A 20,301-nucleotide genomic window follows, 5' to 3' on the forward strand; every position below is an offset into this window, starting at 1 on the left:
TAGGCCATGGCGCCTCGCCGTGCTGGACGCCGTGCCGGCGCGAATGCTACCAATAGAGGTTCCCTCCGCGCCGCGTCACGCGGCCCCTCGCGCTACTATCGGAATGTCAGGATGCTCGAAGATACCGTCAAGAAGATTCTCCAGGCCCGGGTCTATGAGGCCGCCCGGGAAACGCCGATCTCGTCGGCGCCGTTTCTCTCCAAGCGGTTCGACAACCAGATTCTGATCAAGCGCGAAGATCTCCAGCCGGTCTACTCCTTCAAGATTCGCGGCGCCTACAACAAGATGGCGCAGCTCAGCGACGAGCAGAAGGCCAAGGGCGTGATCGCCGCCTCGGCGGGCAATCATGCCCAGGGGCTGGCCATGGCCGCCAGGCAGATGGGGGTCAAGGCGGTGATCGTGATGCCGCGCATCACCCCGGAGATCAAGGTCGCCGCGGTGCGTGCCCGGGGTGCCAGGGTGGTGCTCAAGGGCGATGCCTTCGGCGAGGCCGCGGCCCACGCCCAGGAACTGATCGAGGAGCACGGCTACACCTACATTCCGCCGTTCGACGACATCGACGTGATCGCCGGCCAGGGCACCGTGGCGGTGGAGATCCTGCGCCAGAACCCCGGCCGGCTGGACGCCATCTTCGTGCCGGTGGGCGGCGGCGGGCTGATCGCCGGCGTGGCCGCCTACGTGAAGTACCTGCGCCCGGAGATCAAGGTGATCGGCGTGGAGTCCGAGGACAGCGCCAGCCTCAAGGCCGCCCTGGACCGCGGCGAGCGCGTGGTGCTGGACCAGGTCGGCGTGTTCGCCGAGGGCGTGGCCGTGGCCCAGGTCGGCGAGGCGCCCTTCGCGGTGATGCGCGACCTGGTGGACGATGTCATCACCGTCAACACCGACGAGATGTGCGCCGCGGTGAAGGACATCTTCGAGGATACCCGCGCGGTCTCCGAGACCTCCGGCGCCCTGTCGCTGGCGGGTCTCAAGAAGTACATCCAGCAGACCGGCGCCAGCGGCGAGACCCTGGTGTGCATCAACTCCGGCGCCAACACCAACTTCGATCGCCTGCAGCACATCGCCGAGCGCACCGAGCTGGGCGAGCAGCGCGAGGCGATCCTGGCGGTGACCATCCCCGAGCGGCCGGGCAGCTTCAAGAAGTTCTGCCGCACCATCGGCAAGCGCATGGTCACCGAGTTCAGCTATCGCTATGCCGACCCCGAGCAGGCGCACATCTTCGTCGGCGTGCAGGTCAAGCCGGGCGGCGAGGATCGCCAGGCGGTGATCGACAAGCTGCGCGAGGCCGGCTATCCGGTGGAGGACCTCACCGACAACGAGCTGGCCAAGCTGCACCTGCGCCACCTCGGCGGCGGTCGCCCCCAGGAGCGCTTCGACGAGGAGGTCTATCGCTTCGAGTTTCCGGAGCGTCCCGGCGCGCTGATGAACTTCCTCACCCACCTGCCCCACGACTGGAACATCTCGCTGTTTCACTACCGCAATCACGGCGCCGCCTACGGCCGGGTGCTGGTCGGCATGCAGCTGCCGGAGGACGATCGCGGGCACGTCGAGGAGCACTTCGACGAGATCGGCTATCGCTACTGGAAGGAGTCGGACAACCCCGCCTATCGCCTGTTCATGGCGTGACGCTCCCGGGCGGCGTGAGTGAGCGGTTGCTTGCGCGCTGCGCTCGGCCATGACAGCGCCGTTTGCTCTCATTCCCGAGCATGACGGTTGTCATGCTCGGGCGCTTCGGCTAGGCTGTGGCCCCGCTCGAGGCGGCCCCGACGGGCCTCCGGCCTTGCTCTCGCGGCCGGGTGGCCGGAAACCGTGAACAAACGGTGTTCGAGGGGGCAAATGCGCCTTTCGCGGCGGTCTCGACGCCGTATAGTCGAAAGCAGTCAACGTCAGCCGATGCCCGGAACGTCATCCGGACACGGCGCCGTCACATCGAAGGGAGTCGACGATGAAGCGCAAGCCCGACCTGGTCATGATCCTGGTGCTGATCTTCGGTATCGGTGTCGTGGCGACCGGCTACGCCCAGGCGCTGGTCGGCCAGTAGGCGCCAGCGGTCAGGACGATTCCCGAAAAAAAGCGGTCGATGCTCAGGCATCGGCCGCTTTTTTCATGCCGGAATGGCCCGCGAGGCCATCAGGGGCGCACGACGCGCCGGTCGCTGACGATGGCATCCAGCGGCACGTCCCAGGGCGCCACCGGCAGGCGCTCGACGCGCTGGCAGTCGTGGGCCAGGCCGATCAGGCGCGGCCGCGGCCCGCGGCCGCGGGTGAAGGCCAGGGTGCGGTCGTAGAAGCCGCCGCCCATGCCGATGCGCTGCCCGTCGTCGTCGAAGCCCACCAGCGGCATCAGGATCAGGTCCAGCGCCCAGGCCGGCGTGCGGCGGGCGCGATGGGCACCGTGACGGGTGCAGGGTTCGGGGATGCCGAAGCGGTTGGTCACCATCGGCGTGCCGGCGTGGTAGTGCACGAACCACAGGGCGTTAGGCGAAAGCGGACGCAGCACGGGCAGATGGACGCGGGCGCCGCGGCCGTTCAGCCAGGGCATCAGGCGGGTCGGGTCGATCTCGCCGTCGTTGGGCAGGTAGAGGGCCACGCGCCTTGCGCGCTGCACTTCGGGAAGGCGCCGCAGCTGGTGGCACAGGCGCCGGGCGGCCTGAGATTGCTCTTGCGCGCTCAGCCGGCGACGGCGACGGCGGAGGTCGCGACGCAGGGCGCGTCGCTCGTCGTCACGCACGGTGCAGGCGGCGGTGTCTTGCAGATCGGTCATGCAGAAAGGAGTTCCCCAGAGTGCCGCTGTCATTCTGGCCCTTGAACCCTGTGGTTCAAGGTGGGTGGCCGCAGCCGGACCGTCAGGCTTTCCGTCGCACGGACATGCACACGGGTCCGGACTAGCTGTTGGCCCCCTGGGTACTGCGCATAGGCTCGAGGGACTTAACGACTGGCGAACACCCCAGGGAACGCCTCTATCCTAGCAGAGCGAGGCCTGCGTCCAAAGCGAAGAATCCTCTAGCGCGAGGGCGCGTCGGCCAGCGCCTTCTCCAGGCGCGCGCTGAGCTCGCCGAGGCTCTTCTCGCCGGCGCGGCGCTCCTCGAGGGTCTCGAGCAGCTCGTGGGTGATGTTCAGGGCCGCCATGATGGCGACCTTCTCCCGGTCGACCACCTTGCCCTGGGCGTGGATGCCCTGCATGGCGCGGTCCAGGTAGCGGGCAGCGCGCTCCAGCTTGTCCTGCTCGTCCGGCGGACAGGCGATGACGTACTGGCGCTCCAGCAGGGTGATCTCGGTGGTGGGCCGCGAGGCGTCGGTCATGGGGGGCTCCGGCGGGCCCGGAGGAGCACGCGGGGTGCGGCGCCATGGGGGCCCGATGCGTTAACATCGTGGGGTATACGTACGTCAAGTCACTATAAGAGAGCCGTTTGCGGCCGGTCAACGCGCCGCGCGGCCCTCGCACCGGATGGTCCCATGTCTCTGATCAACGAACGCCAGGATTTCTCCGACATCGCCGACACCTTCCTGCTGCACGGCAGCATGCAGTCGCCGGCCTTCCTCGACGGCCGCCTGTGCGCCTCGCTGGCGCTGCACGACCTCAGCGCCGAGGGCTGGCTGGAAGTCGTGTGCCAGAACCTGAGCGTCGAGCAGCCCCGCGACGAGCCCTCCGCCGAGCGCCTGCTGGGCTGGCGCCGCCAGACCGTCGAGGCGCTCTCGGCCAGCGAGATGAACTACGAGCCGCTGCTGCCCGACGACCTGTTCTCCCTCGGCGAGCGCGCCCAGGGCCTGAAGGACTGGACCCTGGGCTTCCTCGAGGTGATCGAGGATGCCGGCGATGCGCCGCGCAAGGCATGGTCCGAGCCGCTGCGCGAGGCGGTCGACGACCTCAAGGGCCTGGCCGCCATCGACACCGACCTCGATGACGACCCGGAGAACGAGAACGACCTCTTCGCCCTCACCGAGCACGCCCGCATGGCCGCCATGATGCTCTATACCGAGCAGCATCCCGGCCAGCCGCAGGTCGAGAAGGTCGACGACCCCGAGTCCTACACCAAGCACTGAGACGGCCCGGGCCGCCGGCCCGGTACCGCGTGATGCCCGCCCCGCCGCCCGGCGGGGCTCCCGCCTGCCCCAGGAGCTGCCATGCCGCCCGAGATCCTGCCTCGCCCCGCCGCCATCGGCCTCGATGAATTCCGCGAACGCCGCCGCCGCCTGATGGCCACGCTGCCCGACGATGCCGCCGTGCTGCTGCCCGGCGCCGCGCTGGTCACCCGCTCCGGTGACAGCGAATACGCCTTCCGTCAGGACAGCGACTTCCACTATCTCACCGGCTTCCCCGAGCCCGATGCCCTGCTGCTGCTGCTGCCCGGCCGGGAGGACGGCGAGAGCGTGCTGTTCTGCCAGGATCGCGACCCGGAGATGGAGGCCTGGACCGGGCGCCGGCTGGGCGCGGAAGGGGCCGAGCGCGTGCATGGCCTCGACCAGGCCTTCGGCAACGCCGAGCGCGACGAGGCTCTCGCCGCGCTGCTCGACGGCCGCACCGCCCTCTATCTGCCGCTGGACGACAGCGAGGCGCTGCACCTGGCCGAGTCGATCCGCGCCGAGCTGCAGGCCGGCGCCCGTCGCGGCGCGCGGCCGCCGCTGGCCTTCGCCGACGTGTCCGCGCGCCTGCACGAGCAGCGGCTGATCAAGAGTCCGGCGGAGCTGGCGCTGATGCGCCATGCCGGTGCGGTCAGCGCCAAGGCCCACCGCCGGGCGATGCGCGCCTGTGCCCCCGGGCTCGCCGAGTACCAGCTGCAGGCCGAGCTCGAGCATGAGTTCCGGTGGCAGGGCGGCAGCGGCCCGGCCTACGCCAGCATCGTCGCTGGCGGCGACAATGCCCGTGTGCTGCACTACATCGAGAACGCCGATGCGCTGCAGGACGGCGACCTGGTGCTGATCGACGCCGGCGCCGAGTTTGACCTCTATGCCGGCGACATCACCCGTACCTTCCCGGTCGGCGGCCGCTTCGGCGACGCGCAGCGCGCGCTCTACGAGGTGGTGCTCGGCGCCCAGCAGCGCGCCATCGAGGCGGTGCGCCCCGGCACCACCCTGGCCGCCATCCATCGCGGCGTGGTGCGCGACCTGACCCAGGGGCTGATCGAGCTCGGCCTGCTGCCGGACGAGCTGGACGCCTGCCTCGAGCAAGAGGCCTGGCGGCGCTTCTATCTCCACGCCACCTCCCACTGGCTGGGCCTCGACGTCCACGACGTCGGCCAGTACCGCCAGGACGGCGAACCGCGTCCGCTGGTGCCGGGCATGGTGCTGACCATCGAGCCGGGGCTCTACGTGCCCGAGGACGACGACATACCCGTCGCCTATCGCGGCATCGGCATCCGCATCGAGGACGACGTGGCGGTGACCGAGGCGGGTCACGAGGTATTGACCGCCGACGTGCCCAAGCGGGTGGCCGATATCGAGGGACTGATGGTCAAGGAATAACCGTTAGCAAGCGCTAAAATATTACCGTTACGTAACGTACATTATGAAAAATGGGCCGTGAATCGGCGCCCCGGCGCCGAGGCATGAGCGCCGGATGACGAGGGCCGTGATGACAGTCGTGATGAATGAGAGGAGCCGGCCATGAGCGATCTGGGCGGGGGCGAGGCCCCGCGGCACGTGGACATCGCCATCGTCGGCGGAGGACTGGTGGGCGCCAGCCTGGGCTGTGCCCTGGCGCCGCTGATCGAGCGGCTGGGGCTGACGGTGGCCGTGATCGAGGCCGCGCCCATGGCGGCGGATCTCGACGCGCCCTGGCAGCCGAGCTTCGATGCCCGGGCCAGCGCCATCGCCCAGGGCTCGGTGGCGCACTTCCGCACCCTGGGGCTGTGGGACGGCCTGGCCGAACAGGCCTCGCCGATCCGCCGCATCCATGTCAGCGAGCAGGGGCGCCTGGGCGCGACCCGGCTGAACGCCGAGGAGCTCGGCGGCGAGGCCCTGGGCCAGGTGATTCCCAACGCCTGGCTGGGGCGCGTGCTGCATCGCCGCCTGGCCGAGCTGCCGCTGGACTGGCACTGCCCGGCCAGGGTCGAGCAGATCCGGCCCGTGGCCGGCGGCCACCGGCTGACGCTCTCCGACGGCGCCTGCCTGGAGGCGGGGCTGACGGTGCTGGCCGACGGCGGCCGCTCGGGGCTCAAGGAGCGCCTCGGCATCGAGAGCCGCGCGCGGCCCTACGATCAGGTTGCGCTGATCGCCGGCGTCGAGCTCGACCGGCCCCACGACGGCTGGGCCTACGAGCGCTTCACCGGCGACGGCCCGATCGCCCTGCTGCCGCTCAAGGGCCAGGCCATGGAGCTGGTCTGGACCCATGAGACGGGCCAGGAGAAGGGCCGCCTGGCGCTCTCCGACGGCGACTTCCTGGCCCAGCTGCAGCGCGCCTTCGGCGACCGCGCCGGGCGCTTCCGCCGGGTCGGCAAGCGCCACGCCTATCCGCTGTCGCTGGTCACGGCCCGGGAGACTACCCGGCCGGGACTGGCGGTGATGGGCAACGCGGCCCACTCGCTGCACCCGGTGGCCGGCCAGGGCTTCAACCTGGCGCTGCGCGGGGTGATGGACCTGGTGGCCGCCATCGAGGCCGGCGCCGCCCGCGGCGAAACCGCCGGCAGCGCCGAGACCCTCGCCGACTTCGAGGCCCGCCGCGGCGGCGATCGCCACGACGTGATCCGCTTCAGCGACGGCCTGATCCGGCTGTTCGGCCTCGACAGCCCCCTGCTCTCCCATGCCCGGGCCGCCGGCCTGATCGGGCTCAACCTGCTGGGCCCGCTGCGCCGGACCCTGGCCCGCCGGGCCATGGGGGTGGAGCGATGACGACGGTTCCCAAGAAGGAGGACGACGGCGTGAATGACGAGGCGAGCGGCATGCGCCGCGACGCGACGCCGGCCGGCGAGGCGATCATCGTCGGCGGCGGCATGGTCGGGGCGACCCTGGCCTGCCTGCTGGGCGAGGCCGGCGTGGCGGTGACGCTGGTGGACGCGCGCCCGGCGCCGCTGGACGCCGAGGCCGTGGGCCGCGGCCGCCCGGAGCGACGGGTCAGCGCCCTGACGCCGGTCTCCCAGCGCCTGCTCGAGGGGCTGGGCGCCTGGGCGTGGATGCAGGGCCGGCGCGTGACGCCCTATCGCGGCATGCGCGTGTGGGACGGCGAGGGCACCGGCGAGGTGGCGTTCTCCGCCGAGGAGGCCGGCCTGCCGGTGCTCGGCCATATCGTCGAGAACGACGTGGTGGTGGCGGCGCTGGAATCGCGGCTGGCCGGCCTGCCCACGGTGACGCGGCGCTTCGGGGCCAGGGTCACGGGCCTCGAGGACGGGTCGGGGGGGCGCGAGCTGGTGCTGGACGGCGGCGAACGCCTCGGCGCCCCGTTGGTGGTGGCCGCCGACGGTGCCCGCTCGCCGCTGCGCGAGCTGGCCGGCATCGGCGTGACGGCCAGCGAGACCGGCCATTCGGCGGTGGTGACCACGGTGCATACCGCCGAGCCCCACGGCGGCGTGGCGCGTCAGGCCTTCCTGGCCGACGGCCCGCTGGCCTTCCTGCCGCTGACGGTGGAGGGCGACGAGCATTACTGCTCGATCGTCTGGTCGACTACGCCGGAGCACGCCGAACGGCTCTGCGGCCTCTCTCCCGCGGCCCTCGGCCAGGCGCTGACCACGGCCTTCGACGGTCGACTGGGCGAGGTGGAGCCGGTCGACGGTGCCCTGGCGGTGCCGCTGACCCAGCGCCACGCCGAGCGCTACGTGCTGCCGGGGCTGGCGCTGGTGGGCGACGCCGCCCACAGCATCCATCCGCTGGCCGGGCAGGGCGTGAACCTGGGGCTGATGGATGCCGCGGTGCTGGCCGAGGAGCTGCTGACGGCGCGCCGGCGCGGCGTGGAGCTGGGCAGCGAGGCGTGGCTGTCGCGCTATGCGCGGCGCCGCCGCGGCGACAACGCCGCCATGCTGAAGGTGATGGACGGCTTCCGGCTGCTGTTCGGGGCCCGCCATCCGGCGCTGACCCTGGTCCGCAACCTGGGCATGTCCGGCGTCGACCGGCTGTCGCCGCTCAAGCGGCTGCTGATGCAGCAGGCGGCGGGGCGCCGGGGCCGGCTGCCTGGCTCTTGTAAATGAGGGCCTTCGCCCTCCGCTGAAGGCGCCTGCCAGCAAGGGTTCTTTTCAGGCGCTGAGGGCTCTCGCCTTCCGTCGAGGGCGCTTGTCCGATGCCGAGGGCGCTACGCCGGTCGTTGGGAGCCCTCGGCGCCTGCCGGCTTGGCGCTAGCCGTCGTTGCCTCGGCCGACGGCGGCGGCACCGCGCTCGCCGAGCACGTTGAGCGCCTTGAGCAAGTTGAGCGCCTCGCCGAGCTGGTAGTCGTCGCGCAGCCGCTCGCTCATCTCGCCGCGGGCGTCGTCCTCGCCGTTGCCGGCCAGGTGGCCTTCCAGGTCGGCCTCGCGTACCCGCATGCCGGTGTTCTCGGCGACCTCGAGGCGGCCGCGCACCACCTGCACGTCGGGCTCGATGCCCAGCGCCTGGATGGAGCGCCCGCTGGGGGTGAAGTAGCGGGCGGTGGTCAGCTTCAGCGCCTCGTCGTCGCCCAGCGGCATGATCTGCTGCACCGAGCCCTTGCCGAAGCTCTCGGTGCCCATCACCACGCCGCGGCGCTGGTCCTGCAGCGCGCCGGCGACGATCTCCGCCGCCGAGGCGCTGCCGCCGTTGATCAGGATGACCAGCGGCACGTCCGGCGCGGCGGTGTCGCGGTGGGCGGAGAAGCGCATGGCGCTGTCCGGCAGCCGGCCCTCGGTGTAGACGACCAGGCCGCTCTCGAGGAAGGCGTCGGCCACGTCGACCGCGGCCTGCAGCACGCCGCCGGGGTTGTTGCGCAGGTCGAGCACCAGGCCCTGCAGCGGGCCCTCGTCGCGCAGCGTGTCCAGGGCATCGACGACCTGCTCGCCGGTGCGGGTCTGGAACTGGCTGACGCGCAGGTAGCCGTAGCCCGGGGCCAGCAGCTCCTGCTTGACGCTCTCGGTGCGGATCACCTCGCGCTCGATGTTCATCTCGCGGGGCGCATTCTCGCCCTCGCGCATGATGGTCAGGCGGATGTCGGTGCCGGGCTCGCCGCGCATCAGGTCGACGGCCTCCTGCAGCGACATGCCCTCGGTGGGCGTGTCGTCGATGCGCAGGATGACATCCTGGGCCTGCAGGCCGGCGCGGGAGGCCGGGGTGTCGTCGATGGGGGTGATCACGGTGAGCTGGCCATCGCGCTTGCCGACCTCGATGCCCACGCCGCCGAACTCGCCCTGGGTGGACTCCTGCAGGCTCCGGTAGGCCTCGGCGTCCAGGTAGGTGGAGTGCGGGTCGAGCTCGCTGAGCATGCCGCGCATGGCGTTGCGCATCAGGGTGGCGTCGTCGACCTCCTCGACGTAGGCCCGCTTGATGCGCTCGAACACCTCGGCAAAGGCCTGGATCTCGGCCACCGGCAGCTCGTCGCCGGCCGGCTCGGCGTCGGAGGCGGCCTGCAGGGGCAGCGGCAGGGTCAGCAGGGCGACCGGCAGCAGGGCCGCCTTCAGGCGCCGCAGCGGGGCGTTCGTCGGGAACATGCACTCTCTCGCGGTGTGTCGCAGATGGGTTTCCAGCATAGCGTGGCGGCGGACGCGATTGGAATAGCGTGGCATCGGACGCTAATGAATGGCGTGGCGGCGGACGCTAATGAATGGCGTGGTAGTGGACGCTGTCGGAAGGGTGGAGGCTCTCGCAGGAGATCCCGGCAGTACTCCGCAGAGGAGCTCCTGCGCCATGGACGGCGCCGGGAGCTACAAGGAGGTATTCATGCGTCTCCTCGAGGGGTGCTGCCGGGGTGCCATTGCCCCAGTATGAACTCTAGCGCCGGGCGATCCAGCGGTTGGGATCGATGGGCTCGCCGTTGCGGCGCACCTCGAAGTAGAGCCCGGCGGACGACTGGCCGCCGCTGGCGCCCACCGCGCCCAGGGTCTCGCCGGCGCTGACCGCCTCGCCGACCCCGACCGTGAAGCGCTGCAGGTGGGCGTGGAGGGTCATCACGCCGTCGCCGTGGTCGAGGATCAGCAGGTTGCCGAAGCCGCGCATCCAGTCGGCGAATACCACCCGGCCGGCGTGGACCGCCTCGACCGGCGTGCCCTCGCGGGCGCGGATCACCAGGCCGTTGCGGTGCACGCCGTCGCCGCGGCCGAACGACGAGGTCACGCCGCCCTGCACCGGCCACGGCAGGTCGCCCTGGGTGGCGGCGATGTTGGTGGAGGGCGGCGGCTGCTGCATGCGTGCCAGGCGCTCCTGCACCTGGCGCAGCACCCGCTCGGCGTGGGCGCGATCCTGGTCGAGCTCGGTCAGCCGCGCCTGCTCGCTGGCGAAGCGGTCGTCGAGCCTCGCCACCAGGGCCTCGCGCTCGTCGACCCGGCGGGCGAGCTCGGCGCCCTGCTGCTGCAGGGTCTCGGACAGCTGCGCCAGGCGTTCGCCGCGCTCGTCGAGGTCGCGGCGATTGTCGGCCAGCGCCGCGTCGAGCCGCTCGAGCTCGTCGAGCCGCTGCCGGCGGGCCTCGGCGAGGCGGTTGAGATAGGCCTGCAGGCGATCCAGGCGGGCCGGGTCGTCCTGGTTGAGCAGCAGCTTGAGCTGCGGCGTCGGCCCCAGCCGGTAGAGGGCGTCGAGCTGCTCCTCGATCGCCGCCAGCTGGGCCTGGCGTTCGTCCTCGAGGGCCTGGCGCCGGTCCTCGAGCGCCGCGACCTCGTCACCCAGGTCGCGCTTCTCGGCCTGGAGCGCGTCCAGCCGGGCATGGGTCTCGGCCAGGGCGGTCTCGACCTCGCGCAGGTCCTCGTTGGCGTCGTCCCGCGCGTCGCGGGTGGCGGAGAGGTCCTGGGTGGCCGCCTGGATGCGCTCGCCGATGGCATCCAGGCGCTGCTGCGCCTCGCGTTCGTCCACCGCCGCCGCCTGGCTGGCCCCCAGGGCGGCGCTCAGCGCGGCGGCCATCACGAGGCCCGGCAGCCATCGCCGCCGGGCCGGGCAGCGCCGTCGGCTCACGCCTCGATCAGCACGCGGCCGGTCATTTCCTCGGGCACCGGCTGGTCCATCAGCGTCAGCAGGGTCGGGGCGAGGTCGCACAGCCGGCCGTCCTGGGCCAGGCTCAGCGGACGCGGGCCGACGTAGATCAGCGGCACGTCGAAGGTGGTGTGAGCGGTCTGGGCGACACCGGTCTCGGGGTGGACCATCTGCTCGGCGTTGCCGTGATCGGCGGTGATCAGGCAGGCGCCGCCGACCTTCTCGAGCGCCTCGACCACGCGGCCGACGCAGGCGTCGACGGCCTCGACGGCCTTGACCGCGGCGTCGAAGTCGCCGGTGTGGCCGACCATGTCGCCGTTGGCGTAGTTGCACACGATCAGGTCATGGGCGCCGGACTCGATGGCCTCGACCAGGCGGTCGGTGACCTCGACGGCGCTCATCTCGGGCTTCTCGTCGTAGGTCTTCACGTCCTGGGGCGAGGGCACCAGCACGCGGGTCTCGCCCTCGTACTCGGCCTCGCGGCCGCCGGAGAAGAAGAAGGTGACGTGGGCGTACTTCTCGGTCTCGGCGATGCGCAGCTGGGTCAGGCCGCGCTTCTCCATCACCTCGCCCAGGGTGTTGTGCAGCTCTTCCGGCGGGAAGGCGGCCGGCGCCGGGATGTCGGCGGCGTACTGGGTCATGGTCACCAGGCTGCCGCCGGCCAGCCGCGGGCGGGCCTGGCGCTCGAAGCCGGCGAAGTCGTCCTCGACGAAGGCGCGGGTCAGCTCGCGGGCGCGGTCGGCGCGGAAGTTCATGAAGAAGGCGGCGTCGCCGTCCTCCATGCGCAACGGGGTGTCGCCGCTGAGGATGGCGGTGGCGGTGACGAATTCGTCGGTCTCGCCGCGGTCGTAGGCCGCGTCCAGGCCGGCCTCGGCGCTCTGGGCGACGTGCTCGGCGCTGCCCTCGGTGGCCAGGCGATAGGCCCGCTCGACGCGATCCCAGCGGTTGTCGCGGTCCATGGCGTAGTAGCGGCCGATCAGCGAGGCCACGCAGCCGTTGTCGGCGCCGACCAGTTCGGCCAGCCTGGCGTTGACGCGCTCGATGGAGGCGCGGGCGCTCTTGGGCGCGGTGTCGCGGCCGTCGAGGAAGGCATGGACGTAGATGCGCGCGGCGCCGCGCTTCGCGGCCAGCTCGGCCATGGCGAGGATGTGGTCCTCGTGGCTGTGCACGCCGCCCGGCGACAGCAGGCCCAGCAGGTGCACGGCGCGGCCGGCCTCGGCGGCGGCGTCCAGCGGGCCGGTGAGGATGGCGTTGTCGCCCAGTTCGCCTTCCTCGACGGCCTTGGTGATGCGAGTGAAGTCCTGGTAGACGATGCGTCCGGCGCCGAGGTTCATGTGGCCGACCTCCGAATTGCCCATCTGGCCGTCCGGCAGCCCCACGTAGCGACCGTCGGTGTGAACCAGGGCATGGGCGCGGGTCTCCCACAGCCGGTCCATCACCGGGGTGTTGGCGGCCAGGATGGCGTTGTCGGTGGGGTCCGGGTTGTGCCCGTAGCCATCGAGGATGATCAGGGCCACCGGGCGGGGAGTCGGGGTCGATGAGTCGGTCATGCGTCGAAGCCTCTTGGTTGGGTCGTTGCCGCCCTGGCCCTGTGGCCTCGGGCGGGGTCGCGACTTGCCTCTGCTTGCGGCATCATATCGCACGGTCCCGCCGGGCGTCATATCGCACGCCCCCGGTGGTCCCACGGCTTCATGTATACTGGCGCCGCCGGCCCGGCCGGTTTTCGTTCACCGCGTACCCGAAGAAGAGTCTTTCCGAATCATGATCGATCAGCTGTTCGAATTCGTGCAGAACCACCCGCTACTGGTCGCCGCCTTCGCGCTGGTGCTGGTCGCCTGGATCGCCTACGAGATCCGCAGCGGCGGGGCCAACGGCGTGACCACCAGCGAGGCCACTCAGCTGGTCAATCGCGAGGACGCCGTGGTGCTCGACATCCGCGACAAGAACGACTTCAAGGCGGGCCATATCGCCGGCGCCCGCAACATCCCGCAGAGCGGCCTCGACGGTCGCCTGGGCGAGCTCGAGAAGTACAAGAGCAAGCCGATCATCGTGGCCTGCAAGCATGGCCAGACCGCCGGCGTGGCGATGGCCAAGCTGACCAAGGCCGGCTTCGAGCGCGTCTACAAGCTCAAGGGCGGCATGACCCAGTGGCAGACTGACGGCCTGCCGCTGGTCAAGAAGTGATCGCGCCCTCCTAACATTCCAACGACCAAAGGATTGCTTTCCATGGCGGAAGACAACAACCCGAACGGCGGCGCCAACGGCGAGGCAGCCGGCCAGCAGGACAAGCCCCAGGTGCAGTTCGCCCTGCAGCGTATCTACGTCAAGGACATCTCCTTCGAGGCGCCGAACTCCCCGGCGGTGTTCCAGCAGCCGTTCAAGCCGAAGGTCGGCCTGGACCTGAACACCACCCACCAGAAGGTCGGCGAGGACCTCTACGAGGTGGTGATCAAGGTCACCGCCCAGGTCACCCACAGCGAGGAAGGCACCACCTCCTTCCTGGCCGAGATCGAGCAGGCCGGCCTGTTCCGCATCGGCGGCATCGAGGGTTCCCAGCTCGAGCACACCCTGGGCGCCTTCTGCCCGAACATGCTGTTCCCCTACGCGCGTGAGTGCATCGACAACCTGGTCAACCGCGGCGGCTTCCCGCCGCTGATGCTCTCGCCGGTCAACTTCGAGGCGATCTACGCCCAGAAGAAGCAGCGCGAGGCCCAGCAGCAGCAACAAGGCGAGCAGGCCACGCAGTAAGCGGCCGTCGCCGGCAGCATCGCGCCGGGGCAGAGCGGCGCGAGGGCATCTCCCTCGCGCAGGCCTGCTCCGGCGCTTATCGTTTCGACCGTCCTCAGGAGAGTGTCTTCCCCATGGCGATCAAGGCCCCCCGTATCCATGTCGATGCCGCGCTGGCCGTCGGCGCCGACGTCGTCCTGCCGGAAGGTCCGGCCCGCCACGTGGCCCGGGTGCTGCGCCTCGGCGAGGGCGCCCCCCTGAGGCTGTTCGACGGCCACGGCAGCGAGGCCGAGGCGGTGCTGGTCGAGGCCGGCCGCAAGCGCGTGGTGGCCCGCGTCGAGGCGCTCCATGAGGGTCGCGGCGAATCGCCGCTGGCGGTGCACCTGGGCCAGGCGATCTCAAAGGGCGATCGCATGGACTACGCCATCCAGAAGGCCGTGGAGCTGGGCGTGGCCGAGATCACCCCGCTCTACACCGAGCACGGTGACGTGCGCCTCAAGGGCGAACGCGAGACCAGGAAGCTGGCCCACTGGCAGGCGGTGGCGGTGAGCGCCTGCGAGCAGTGCGGCCGTGCCACCGTGCCGCCGGTGCATGCGCCGGTCGCGCTCGCCGAGTGGCTGGCCGGCCGCGACGAGGCACTGCGCCTGGTGCTGCATCCCGGCACCCCGGGCGCGCTGGAGCGCGAGGACGCCATCGCCAGCGCGGCGCTGCTGATCGGCCCCGAGGGCGGCCTCTCGGACGCCGAGATCGACGCTGCCACCGCCGCCGACTTCGCCGCCCTGACCCTGGGGCCACGCATCCTGCGCACCGAGACCGCCCCGGTGGTCGCCCTGACGCTGCTGCAGGATCGCTTCGGCGACGTCTGAGCCCCGTTCGCTCCGCCCTCGCGCCCGGCGCCTTTTCCCGTCGTCGGGCCGCGCCCATAATGACGGCACACTCGCAGTGGAATCTCGATCATGTCCGACTCCCGCCGATCCGCCCCCCAGGCGGCCCATTCCCGCCGTGAGCCCATGCGCCGCACCCGCGAGCCGCGAGCCAGCGTCGGCGACGTTGCCTACCTGCCGGTGGTGACGGTCAACGAGACCGGCGCCTTCCTCGACTGGGGCCACTCGCGGGACCTGCTGCTGCCCTTCGGCGAGCAGCGCTTCCGCCCCACGGTGGGGCGCCGGGTGCTGGTGATGATCCGCGAGGACGACCGCGGCCGGCCCTTCGCCACCCAGCGCTTCGACCGCTACCTCGACGACCATGCCGAGGGCCTGGCCGCCGGCAGCGCCGTGGCGCTGGTGATCGCCGATCAGACCGATCTCGGCTACAAGGCGGTGGTCGACGGCCGCTTCTGGGGCCTGCTCTATCACGACGACGTGACCCGGCCGCTGCGCCGCGGCCAGCGCCTGGAGGGCCACGTGAAGCGGGTCCGCGAGGACGGCCGCCTGGATCTGTCGCTGCTGCCGCCGGGCCCGGCGCGGCTCGACGTGGTCGGCGAGGCGGTGCTCAAGGCGCTGCGCGAGAGCGGCGGCTATCTGCCGCTGTCCGACGCCAGCCCCGCCGGCGAGATCAAGGCCCGGCTCGGGGTCAGCAAGAACGCCTTCAAGCAGGCCATCGGCCGGCTCTACAAGCAGCGCCGCATCACCATCGAGAGCGGCGGCATCCGCTTCGCGCCCGGCGGGGAGCAGGACTGAGCGCCTTGGAGTCCATGGCGGCCCTGCGGCATACTGCTCGCCATCATTCCCCGCCGGGATCGCCCGGCGCAGACGAGTAGACCGATGAGCCAACGCCCCCTCAAGGTCGGCGTGGTGATGGATCCCATCGCCGACCTCAGCTTCAAGAAGGACACCAGCCTGGCCATGCTGTGGGCCGCCCAGGACCGCGGCTGGTCGCTGCACTACATGGAGCAGGAGGACCTGTTCCTGCGCGACGGCCGGGCCCACGCCCGGATGTGCGACCTCGAGGTGTTCCGCGACGCCGAGCGCTGGTACGCGCTGGGCGAGGCCGAGGCGCGCCCGCTGGCCGAGCTCGACGTGGTGCTGATGCGCAAGGACCCGCCGGTGGACGGCCACTTCCTCAACGCCGTGCACCTGCTGGGCTTCGCCGAGCGCGAGGGCGTGCTGGTGGTGAACCCCACCCGCGCGCTGCTGGAGTGCAACGAGAAGCTGTTCGCCCAGCAGTTCCCGCAGTGCTGCGCGCCGACCCTGGTGTCCTGCCGCGATGCCGAACTGCGCGCCTTCCACGCCGAGCACGGCGACGTCATCCTCAAGCCCCTCGACGGCATGGGCGGCAGCGGCATCTTCCACGTCCAGCCGGACGGCCGTAACCTGGGCGCGATCATCGAGACCCTCACCGAGGGCGGCCGGCGCCAGATCATGGCCCAGCGCTACCTGCCGGAGATCAAGAACGGCGACACCCGCATCCTGCTGGTCGACGGCGAGCCGGTCGAGTACGGGCTGGCGCGCATTCCCAGCGCCGGCGAGACCCGCGGCAACCTGGCCGCCGGCGGCCAGGGCGTCAGCCGCGAGCTGACCGACCGCGATCGCTGGCTGATCGGCCAGGTGCAGCCGATGATCCGCGAGAAGGGCCTGATGTTCGTCGGCCTCGACGTGATCGGCGACTACATCACCGAGATCAACGTCACGAGCCCGACCTGCGTGCGCGAGATCGACGACCAGCGCGGCACCGACATCGCTGGCCAGCTGATGGACGCCGTCGCCGACCGGCTCGCCGCGCGCCGGGGCTGACCCGGGAGACGCCGCCGTGGCCGCCCCCGTCAACGACCCGATCCGCTATGCGCCGGTGACGCGCGCCTACCGCTACTGGCTGGCCTGGGGCGTGTCGCTGCTGCTGCATCTGGCGGTCATCGGCGTGGTGGCCAGCCGCCAGTTCGCCCCGGCGCCGCCGGAGCGCACCGGCCTCGACGTGGTGCTGGTGACGCGGCACGCCGAGGCGCCGGTGGCGGCCGAGGCGCTGGCCGAGTCGGCCCAGCGCGCCGCCGGCGAGGCGGTGGAAGCGCCGCCGGCGGAGTCCCGCGCCGCGCCCCGGGCCGAGTCGTCGGCCCCGCCGGCGGAGGTCGAGCGGGCGGTGGACCCGGCCTCGCCGGCCGAGCCCGAGGCCCAGGCGCCCCCCGAGCCCGAGGCGCGTCCGGCACCGGAGGCGCCGGCCACCGCCGAGCGGTCGCGGCAGACGGCCACCCCCGAGCCGCGCGAGAGTGCGCCCCGCTCGGCCGAGGCCACGGCGATCGCGGCGGCCAGCGTGCCCGCGACCTCGGGGCGTGACCTGCTGGCCCAGGCCACCGCCAGCATCCGCGAGCAGGGGCTGTCCGCCGACTATGCCGGCGACGCCTCGGGCGCGGCGCGACCGGCGGCCCAGCGGGCCGCCGAGGCCCGTTACATCGACGACTGGACGCGGCGGGTCGAGGACTATGGCAATCGCGTCCACCCGGCGCCGCGCGAGCTCGCCGGCCAGCTGCGCATCCGCGTGGTGATCGGCCGCGACGGTCAGGTCAGGCGGGCGGAAGTGATACAATCCTCGGGACATCCCGAACTCGATCGGGCGGCCCTGGACACCGTCCACGGCGCCGCGCCGTACCGCCCCTTCGATGCGGGCATGGGCGAGCTGGACAGCCTGTCCATCAGCCGCATCTGGCGGTTCGGCGAAGGCAACGATTACGGCGTGCGCTAGCTACCCGACGGCGGCGCGCGCAGACAAACGGCAGGCGCGCCCGACGCGCGCCGCCTTCCGCTGGGGAGCCCCATGCAAAGCTTGAAAAACCACTTCCTGATGGCGATGCCGCACCTGGAAGATCCCAATTTCGCCGGCACCCTCAGCTACCTCTGCGACCACGACGACAAGGGCACCATGGGCGTGATCGTCAATCACCCCATGGAGGAGCTGACCCTCGAGGCGCTGTTCGAGCAGCTCGAGCTGGAATGCAGTGCCAGCCCGCACCTCAATGCCCCCGTCTACTACGGCGGCCCGGTGCACAAGGACCGCGGCTTCATCCTCCACGAGGGCGACAGCCAGCAGTGGGATTCCAGCCTGCAGGTGACCGACGACATCGCCCTGACCACCTCCATGGACGTGCTCGAGGCGCTGGCCGCCGGCCGCGGCCCGGAGAAGTTCCTGGTCTGCCTGGGCTGCGCCGGCTGGGAGTCCGGCCAGCTCGAGCAGGAGCTGATGGACAACACCTGGCTGACGGTGGAGGGCCGCGCCGACGTGCTCTTCGAGGTGCCGCCGGAGCAGCGCCTGGGCGCCAGCGCCAACCTGCTGGGCGTCGACCTGAACCTGATGACCCGCGAAGCGGGCCACAGCTGATGGCCGAGCCGGGCCAGCGCCTGATCCTGGGCTTCGACTTCGGCACCCGCCGCATCGGCGTGGCGGTGGGCAACGAGCTCACCGCCAGCGCCCGGGCGCTGGAGCCGCTGCCGGCTCGCGACGGCATTCCCGACTGGGACCGGGTCGCGCGGCTGGTGGACGAGTGGCGGCCCGACCTGTTCGTGGTCGGCCTGCCGCTCAACATGGACGGCAGCGAGAGCGTGATGAGCACCCGCGCGCGCAAGTTCGGCAAGCGGCTGTACGGTCGCTACGGCGTGCCCTGCGAGATGGTCGACGAGCGCGGCTCGACCCGCGAGGCCAAGAGCATCGCCCGAGAGGCCGGGCACCGCGGCAACTACCGCGAGGACAGCGTCGACGGCCTGGCCGCGGTGCTGATCCTCGAGGGCTGGCTCGCCCACCGCGAGGGCCTGCCCGGCGGCCGCGCCGGTGGCTGAGGCCGGCCCGGCGAAGGTGTCAGGCAGGCCATCGGCGACGGGGTGAAGGCCAGGCCGAAGGGGAGACCGCCCATGCCGAGCTCGGGCCGTGAGGGGAACGGTCGCGAGGGACGGTCGCGAAGGACGGTCGCGAGGGGCGGTCGCGAGGGGCGCCAGGCCGCTGGCCTGATCTTGCCCCCTGCCATTTCCGGTCCGCAGGATGGCGAGCCTCCGCGCCTCCCGTTGTCGCTAGCCTGGGACGGCGGGCCCTCATCGTTGAGGCGACGCGACGCCTCTGGCTCGATTATCATCAAGATCGAAAAAGTGATTGCCTTTTTCGCCCGGTTATCAGCAAGTCGGGCGGCAATTAAGCTCCTCTCCGTCATTCACATCAACGAGAGGATTCCTCCCATGTACATCCGACTGCCCCTTGCTGCCCTGGCGTTCGCCCTCCTGCCGCTGACGTCGCATGCCGACAACGCGGCGGAACGCGCCCTTCACCTCAACCAGGCGCCGCTGGCCCCGGTCACCGACAAGACGTCATCGGTCGAGCCCGCCCGGGAAGTCTTTCATTTCGCCGGCGAAAGCGAAGCGATGCAGAAGGCGCACGCGCGTCTCTCGGCGCAGGGCATCGAGACTCATGTCGTCAGCTCAACGGACCCGCTCGCCCCTGCCAAGCGTGCCACGACCGGTTGATGGCTGCAGGATGGCGACGAGGTCGGCTGGCGCCCCGTCGGGTCCCTCAGGGGATCACGGGGGGTGTCCCCCCGGCGTCTTTCTCCAGCAGGCGATCCCAGTAGGGCGGATTCCCGTAGTAGTCGGCGAAATGGTCGAGAAACGCCCTGACCTTGGGGGCCAGCTGGCGGGAACTGGGGTAGACGGCCCAGATATTGGTCTCGCTGCTCAAGGGATAGTCCTGAAGGATCGGCACCAGCTCCCCTCGCTCCAGGTGGCGATAGACGCTCCAGGTGGAGTTGACGGTCACGCCCAGGCCCGCCAGGCAGGCATCCCGCACCGCTTCGCCGTTATCGGTGCGCAGGCGTGCCCGGGTCTTGACGGTCATGGGCCCGGTCTCGGTATCGAAGGTCCAGTGCTCCAGCCCCATCAGATGGAGGCAGCTGTGGTCCTTGAGTGCGGCTGGACGATCCGGCTTGCCGAAGCGCGCCAGGTAATCCGGCGCGGCACACAGGATGCGCCGATCCGGCGCCAGCCGCCGTGCGATCAGGCTCGAGTCCTCCAGCGCCGAATTGCGGATGGCGATGTCGAAGCCACCTTCGACCAGGTCGATGATGGTATCGGTGAGCCGCAGGTCGATATTCAGCTCGGGGAAGCGGGTCAGCAGGCTTTTCAGGCCCGGCACCAGGTGCATGCGTCCGAAGGAGGCGGGGGCCGTGACCCTCAGCGTGCCGCTGGGGGCGATGCTGCCGGCCCCGACCGCGCCGCGCGCTGCCTCGACACTGGCCAGGATCGCCTCCGCATGAGGCAGAAATGCCTTGCCGTCTTCCGTCAGTGAGACCTGACGCGTGGTGCGATGCACCAGTCGCACGCCGAGGGTGCTTTCCAGCTTGCGGACATAGGAACTGGCCACGGCGGGAGACACCGCGAGCTCTTGCCCCGCGCGGGAGATGTTGTGGGTCGAGGCCAGGCGCACAAAGAGCCGAAGGTGGTTGAGATTCATCGCCTGCTTTCAACAAGAGTAGGAAAGTGGACGCCGACCGCGCGGGGGTAGCAACGCCCCGAGTGGCATGGGGGCTGTGCCAGGGCCCTCACCGCAGAGGGCGCGAGGC

Annotated in this window: 20 protein-coding genes and 1 other RNA gene; 14 read left to right on the forward strand and 7 right to left on the reverse strand. The window is 71.1% G+C overall.

Annotated elements, in window-relative coordinates; genetic code table 11:
• Window positions 1–6: 6 nt before the first annotated feature.
• Entirely contained in the window at window positions 7–1,626 is a 1,620-nt protein-coding gene (ilvA, locus tag FIU88_RS00150; RefSeq protein WP_272943082.1) for a threonine ammonia-lyase, biosynthetic, read from the forward strand.
• 504 nt (window positions 1,627–2,130) lie between these two features.
• Here ilvA and FIU88_RS00155 read toward each other — a convergent pair.
• The 3 genes from FIU88_RS00155 to FIU88_RS00165 form a co-directional block, all read right to left on the reverse strand.
• Entirely contained in the window at window positions 2,131–2,763 is a 633-nt protein-coding gene (locus FIU88_RS00155) for a 5-formyltetrahydrofolate cyclo-ligase (protein ID WP_152477731.1), read from the reverse strand.
• A gap of 8 nt (window positions 2,764–2,771) precedes the next feature.
• Window positions 2,772–2,956, reverse strand: a non-coding RNA gene (gene ssrS / locus FIU88_RS00160) — 6S RNA.
• Window positions 2,957–3,002: 46 nt separating this feature from the next.
• Window positions 3,003–3,302: a cell division protein ZapA gene (locus FIU88_RS00165; protein ID WP_016854149.1), complete on the reverse strand. Its 300-nt coding sequence runs from the start codon at window positions 3,300–3,302 to the stop codon at window positions 3,003–3,005.
• 153 nt (window positions 3,303–3,455) lie between these two features.
• Here FIU88_RS00165 and FIU88_RS00170 point away from each other — a divergent pair, with 153 nt between their 5' ends.
• The 4 genes from FIU88_RS00170 to FIU88_RS00185 all read left to right on the forward strand — a co-directional run bounded on the left by FIU88_RS00170 (window position 3,456) and on the right by FIU88_RS00185 (window position 8,116).
• On the forward strand, window positions 3,456–4,043 hold the full coding sequence (locus FIU88_RS00170) for a UPF0149 family protein (RefSeq protein ID WP_152477732.1): 588 nt from the start codon (window positions 3,456–3,458) through the stop codon (window positions 4,041–4,043).
• An 81-nt stretch (window positions 4,044–4,124) separates the two neighbouring features.
• A complete protein-coding gene (pepP, locus tag FIU88_RS00175) occupies window positions 4,125–5,462 on the forward strand; it encodes a Xaa-Pro aminopeptidase (protein ID WP_152477733.1) in 1,338 nt (445 codons plus the stop codon).
• 141 nt (window positions 5,463–5,603) lie between these two features.
• Window positions 5,604–6,827: a 2-octaprenyl-6-methoxyphenyl hydroxylase gene (gene ubiH, locus FIU88_RS00180; RefSeq protein WP_152477734.1), complete on the forward strand. Its 1,224-nt coding sequence runs from the start codon at window positions 5,604–5,606 to the stop codon at window positions 6,825–6,827.
• Window positions 6,828–6,877: 50 nt separating this feature from the next.
• Entirely contained in the window at window positions 6,878–8,116 is a 1,239-nt protein-coding gene (locus FIU88_RS00185) for a UbiH/UbiF/VisC/COQ6 family ubiquinone biosynthesis hydroxylase (RefSeq protein WP_172977737.1), read from the forward strand.
• 144 nt (window positions 8,117–8,260) lie between these two features.
• Here FIU88_RS00185 and FIU88_RS00190 read toward each other — a convergent pair whose 3' ends face one another.
• The 3 genes from FIU88_RS00190 to gpmI all read right to left on the reverse strand — a co-directional run bounded on the left by FIU88_RS00190 (window position 8,261) and on the right by gpmI (window position 12,598).
• Window positions 8,261–9,580: a S41 family peptidase gene (locus tag FIU88_RS00190; RefSeq protein ID WP_152477736.1), complete on the reverse strand. Its 1,320-nt coding sequence runs from the start codon at window positions 9,578–9,580 to the stop codon at window positions 8,261–8,263.
• Window positions 9,581–9,860: 280 nt separating this feature from the next.
• The gene (locus tag FIU88_RS00195; protein WP_152480074.1) at window positions 9,861–10,979 is read right to left on the reverse strand and encodes a murein hydrolase activator EnvC; all 1,119 of its coding nucleotides are present in this window, start codon (window positions 10,977–10,979) and stop codon (window positions 9,861–9,863) included.
• 47 nt (window positions 10,980–11,026) lie between these two features.
• A complete protein-coding gene (gene gpmI / locus FIU88_RS00200; protein ID WP_152477737.1) occupies window positions 11,027–12,598 on the reverse strand; it encodes a 2,3-bisphosphoglycerate-independent phosphoglycerate mutase in 1,572 nt (523 codons plus the stop codon).
• 211 nt (window positions 12,599–12,809) lie between these two features.
• On the opposite strand from gpmI, the gene FIU88_RS00205 reads away from it, so the two are divergent.
• The 9 genes from FIU88_RS00205 to FIU88_RS00245 all read left to right on the forward strand — a co-directional run bounded on the left by FIU88_RS00205 (window position 12,810) and on the right by FIU88_RS00245 (window position 19,210).
• Window positions 12,810–13,232, forward strand: a complete 423-nt coding sequence (locus FIU88_RS00205) for a rhodanese-like domain-containing protein (protein WP_016854141.1) — start codon at window positions 12,810–12,812, stop codon at window positions 13,230–13,232.
• Between the two features lie 42 nt (window positions 13,233–13,274).
• Window positions 13,275–13,796 (forward strand): protein-export chaperone SecB, encoded by a 522-nt coding sequence (gene secB, locus FIU88_RS00210; RefSeq protein WP_016854140.1) that lies wholly within the window; start codon window positions 13,275–13,277, stop codon window positions 13,794–13,796.
• A gap of 113 nt (window positions 13,797–13,909) precedes the next feature.
• Window positions 13,910–14,641: a 16S rRNA (uracil(1498)-N(3))-methyltransferase gene (locus tag FIU88_RS00215; RefSeq protein WP_152477738.1), complete on the forward strand. Its 732-nt coding sequence runs from the start codon at window positions 13,910–13,912 to the stop codon at window positions 14,639–14,641.
• A gap of 144 nt (window positions 14,642–14,785) precedes the next feature.
• The gene (locus FIU88_RS00220; protein WP_152480075.1) at window positions 14,786–15,454 is read left to right on the forward strand and encodes a S1 RNA-binding domain-containing protein; all 669 of its coding nucleotides are present in this window, start codon (window positions 14,786–14,788) and stop codon (window positions 15,452–15,454) included.
• A gap of 84 nt (window positions 15,455–15,538) precedes the next feature.
• A complete protein-coding gene (gene gshB, locus FIU88_RS00225; RefSeq protein ID WP_152477739.1) occupies window positions 15,539–16,507 on the forward strand; it encodes a glutathione synthase in 969 nt (322 codons plus the stop codon).
• A 16-nt stretch (window positions 16,508–16,523) separates the two neighbouring features.
• Complete coding sequence (locus FIU88_RS00230; protein WP_152477740.1) at window positions 16,524–17,447, forward strand: energy transducer TonB; 924 nt, start codon at window positions 16,524–16,526, stop codon at window positions 17,445–17,447.
• A 72-nt stretch (window positions 17,448–17,519) separates the two neighbouring features.
• Entirely contained in the window at window positions 17,520–18,080 is a 561-nt protein-coding gene (locus FIU88_RS00235) for a YqgE/AlgH family protein (RefSeq protein WP_152477741.1), read from the forward strand.
• A complete protein-coding gene (ruvX, locus tag FIU88_RS00240) occupies window positions 18,080–18,535 on the forward strand; it encodes a Holliday junction resolvase RuvX (RefSeq protein WP_152477742.1) in 456 nt (151 codons plus the stop codon). Before FIU88_RS00235 ends, ruvX begins: the two co-directional genes overlap by 1 nt.
• 390 nt (window positions 18,536–18,925) lie before the next feature.
• On the forward strand, window positions 18,926–19,210 hold the full coding sequence (locus FIU88_RS00245; RefSeq protein WP_152477743.1) for a hypothetical protein: 285 nt from the start codon (window positions 18,926–18,928) through the stop codon (window positions 19,208–19,210).
• Window positions 19,211–19,256: 46 nt separating this feature from the next.
• Here the strand turns inward: FIU88_RS00245 and FIU88_RS00250 are convergent, their stop codons facing one another.
• Entirely contained in the window at window positions 19,257–20,192 is a 936-nt protein-coding gene (locus tag FIU88_RS00250) for a LysR family transcriptional regulator (protein ID WP_152477744.1), read from the reverse strand.
• Window positions 20,193–20,301 lie beyond the last annotated feature (109 nt).

The sequence above is a fragment of the Halomonas sp. THAF12 genome (genome assembly GCF_009363675.1).
In the GTDB taxonomy this organism is placed as follows: Bacteria; Pseudomonadota; Gammaproteobacteria; order Pseudomonadales; family Halomonadaceae; genus Halomonas; species Halomonas smyrnensis.

Coding starts and splice junctions, on each gene's coding strand:
- ilvA (WP_272943082.1), top strand. CDS start 7: ATGGCGCCTCGCCGTGCTGGACGCCGTGCCGGCGCGAATGCTACCAAT.
- FIU88_RS00155 (WP_152477731.1), bottom strand. CDS start 2,763: ATGACCGATCTGCAAGACACCGCCGCCTGCACCGTGCGTGACGACGAG.
- FIU88_RS00165 (WP_016854149.1), bottom strand. CDS start 3,302: ATGACCGACGCCTCGCGGCCCACCACCGAGATCACCCTGCTGGAGCGC.
- FIU88_RS00170 (WP_152477732.1), top strand. CDS start 3,456: ATGTCTCTGATCAACGAACGCCAGGATTTCTCCGACATCGCCGACACC.
- pepP (WP_152477733.1), top strand. CDS start 4,125: ATGCCGCCCGAGATCCTGCCTCGCCCCGCCGCCATCGGCCTCGATGAA.
- ubiH (WP_152477734.1), top strand. CDS start 5,604: ATGAGCGATCTGGGCGGGGGCGAGGCCCCGCGGCACGTGGACATCGCC.
- FIU88_RS00185 (WP_172977737.1), top strand. CDS start 6,878: ATGCGCCGCGACGCGACGCCGGCCGGCGAGGCGATCATCGTCGGCGGC.
- FIU88_RS00190 (WP_152477736.1), bottom strand. CDS start 9,580: ATGTTCCCGACGAACGCCCCGCTGCGGCGCCTGAAGGCGGCCCTGCTG.
- FIU88_RS00195 (WP_152480074.1), bottom strand. CDS start 10,979: ATGGCCGCCGCGCTGAGCGCCGCCCTGGGGGCCAGCCAGGCGGCGGCG.
- gpmI (WP_152477737.1), bottom strand. CDS start 12,598: ATGACCGACTCATCGACCCCGACTCCCCGCCCGGTGGCCCTGATCATC.
- FIU88_RS00205 (WP_016854141.1), top strand. CDS start 12,810: ATGATCGATCAGCTGTTCGAATTCGTGCAGAACCACCCGCTACTGGTC.
- secB (WP_016854140.1), top strand. CDS start 13,275: ATGGCGGAAGACAACAACCCGAACGGCGGCGCCAACGGCGAGGCAGCC.
- FIU88_RS00215 (WP_152477738.1), top strand. CDS start 13,910: ATGGCGATCAAGGCCCCCCGTATCCATGTCGATGCCGCGCTGGCCGTC.
- FIU88_RS00220 (WP_152480075.1), top strand. CDS start 14,786: ATGCGCCGCACCCGCGAGCCGCGAGCCAGCGTCGGCGACGTTGCCTAC.
- gshB (WP_152477739.1), top strand. CDS start 15,539: ATGAGCCAACGCCCCCTCAAGGTCGGCGTGGTGATGGATCCCATCGCC.
- FIU88_RS00235 (WP_152477741.1), top strand. CDS start 17,520: ATGCAAAGCTTGAAAAACCACTTCCTGATGGCGATGCCGCACCTGGAA.
- ruvX (WP_152477742.1), top strand. CDS start 18,080: ATGGCCGAGCCGGGCCAGCGCCTGATCCTGGGCTTCGACTTCGGCACC.
- FIU88_RS00245 (WP_152477743.1), top strand. CDS start 18,926: ATGTACATCCGACTGCCCCTTGCTGCCCTGGCGTTCGCCCTCCTGCCG.
- FIU88_RS00250 (WP_152477744.1), bottom strand. CDS start 20,192: ATGAATCTCAACCACCTTCGGCTCTTTGTGCGCCTGGCCTCGACCCAC.